Here is a 2221-nt window from a genome sequence, read left to right as displayed (position 1 = left end):
TTACAACCATTACGAAAAAATCGTGCTGGTTATGGATAATTTGAATATCCACTCCATCTCTTCGTTGTATAAAGCCTTTGAACCAATTATAGCCAGACAGATTGCACAGCGATTGGAAAACGCATTTTTCAAGGCCTTCTACTTCCCCACACAGAACCGGGAGAAGATCCGCTCCACAATCTCCTCCTTGGCGGTCCTCCCCGTCAGCTCCCCAATGGCGTCCAGGGCCTCCTCCGCGTCCGTCAGGGCGGCGTCGGGGGTCAGGCCGTTTTCCAGGGCCTCCAGGGCCCGGCGGACGGCGGCCCGCGCCCTGTCCGCGGCCTCCTCCTGCCTCCGGTCCGTCAAAAGGCTTCCGGCCTCCCCCGGGTCCCCGGCGGGGAAGAGGGCCGCTACGGCGTTCTCCAGCTTGTCCAGGCCGTACCCCGTGACGGAGGAGACACAAAGGCAGGCGGCGGGGTTGTTGGCATCCTTTTGAATGAGCCCGATCGAAAAGGCGTGGGGGCCGGTGAGGTCGCACTTGGACTCGACGCAGAGCCAGGGCTTCCCGGTCCGGGCCACCTGGTTCAGGAGGAGGGCCTCCGCCTCCCAGTGGGCCTTGTTCTCCGGGCAGGCCTCCACAGCCCCGTCCCGGACCAGCAGAATCAGCTCCGCCTCCTCCATGGCCCGCCGGGATCGCTCCACCCCCAGCTTCTCCACCGCGTCCTCCGTCTCCCGGAGGCCCGCCGTGTCGATGAGCCGCAGCAGCACCCCGCCGCAGAGGACGGACTCCTCCACCGTGTCCCGGGTGGTCCCCGGAATGTCGGTGACGATGGCCCGCTCATACCCCGCCAGGGCGTTCAAAAGGGAGGATTTTCCCGCGTTGGGCAGGCCCACAATGGCCGTCCGCACCCCCCGCTTGAGGACCTTCCCCCGTTTGCAGGTGGCAAGCAGCGCCGTCAGCGCGTCCCCGGCCTGCCGGAGGGCGGCGGCGATCTCCTCCGGCCCCGCGTCCTGGATATCCTCGTCCGGGTAGTCCACCACGGCGTAAAACCGGGAGGTGATATCCAGCAGGGCCTCCTGAATGGGCTCCAGCGCCCGGCGGAGACCCCCGTCCAGCTGGGCGGCGGCGTTCCGGGCGGCGGCGGCGGTCTCCGCGTCGATGAGGTCAATGACGGCCTCCGCCTGGGTCAGGTCCAGCCGCCCGTTCAAAAAGGCCCGCTTTGTGAACTCCCCCGGCCCCGCCTGCCTTGCCCCGGCGGCGAACAGGGCCGCCAGCACCTCCCGCAGGACCACCGGGGACCCGTGGCAGTGGAACTCCGCCGAGTCCTCCCCGGTGTAGCTGCGGGGCCCGGGGAAGCGCACCGCCAGCCCCCGGTCCAAAACCCGGCCCTCCCGGTCCAGGAACTCCCCCAGGACCATCCGCCGGGCCTCCAGCTCTTCGAAGGGCCGGGCGGAGCGGAAGACCCGCCCGCAGGCGTCAAAGCAGTCCGGCCCGGAAATTCGGACGACCCCAATGGCGGAGGGCGCGCCTCCTCCGGCGGCGATGGCGGCGATGGTGTCCATGAAGTATCTCCTTTCAAAAGCAAGGGGCGGGCTGTCCGCCCGCCCCCTGTAAGCTGTCACTCGGTTGCCGTCGCTCCGGTCCGGTTGACCGCCGGGCAGCCAGAGCGCGCTAACGTTCTTTGGATACTTTCTTTCAAGAAAGTATCAGATTCGCTGGCTGTAGCGGTACAAAATCACCGCGAACTGGGCCCGGGTGAGGGTTCCGTTGGGATTCAGCGTCTTGTCGGCGCCGCCGCTGACGATGCCGTTGGCCAGGGCCCAGGAAAAGGCGTCCCGGGCCACGGCGGGCACGGTGCGGCTGTCGGTGTAGCCCGCCAGGCTGGTGGTGTTTTGGTTCAGGCTGCCCGAGAGGCGGGCGCAGCGGTACAGGGCCGTCACCAGCTGGTGGCGCTTCACCGCCCCGGTGGGGGCGGAGCCGTCGGCAAAGCCGCCCTGCACGGCCCAGTGCCGGGCCTCCGCCATGTTGGCGGGGTTGGAGCCGGTGAGCCGGGCCAGGACGATCCACATCTGCTGATGGCTGATAACGCCGTCGGGATTGAAGCGGCCTCCCGTGCCGTTCATGTAGCCCATCTGGTTGGCCCAGTTGATCTCCCCCGCCGCCCAGTGGCTCATGGGAACGTCCCGGAAGAGCTGCTGGGACGCGTCGGTCTGGGGCGCGTCCAGGGTGGGGTTCTGGGTA

2 protein-coding genes are annotated in these 2221 nt (G+C 67.7%); both read right to left on the bottom strand.

Going from position 1 to position 2221, the window contains the following annotated elements; translation table 11 throughout:
* Nucleotides 1–138 precede the first annotated feature (138 nt).
* The gene (mnmE, locus tag JX325_RS15570) at nt 139–1542 is read right to left on the bottom strand and encodes a tRNA uridine-5-carboxymethylaminomethyl(34) synthesis GTPase MnmE (protein WP_204791968.1); all 1404 of its coding nucleotides are present in this window, start codon (nt 1540–1542) and stop codon (nt 139–141) included.
* 144 nt (nt 1543–1686) lie between these two features.
* The coding region (locus JX325_RS15565; RefSeq protein WP_204791967.1) for an S-layer homology domain-containing protein at nt 1687–2221 on the bottom strand (535 nt) is incomplete at its 5' end.

This window comes from Oscillibacter sp. CU971, from assembly GCF_905219725.1.
Lineage (GTDB): Bacteria > Bacillota > Clostridia > Oscillospirales > Oscillospiraceae > Oscillibacter.
This window is presented reverse-complemented; position numbering and strand designations above follow the sequence as displayed.

Excerpts from the sequence above, each read along its gene's own strand:
- mnmE (WP_204791968.1), bottom strand. The coding sequence starts at position 1,542 with ATGGACACCATCGCCGCCATCGCCGCCGGAGGAGGCGCGCCCTCCGCC.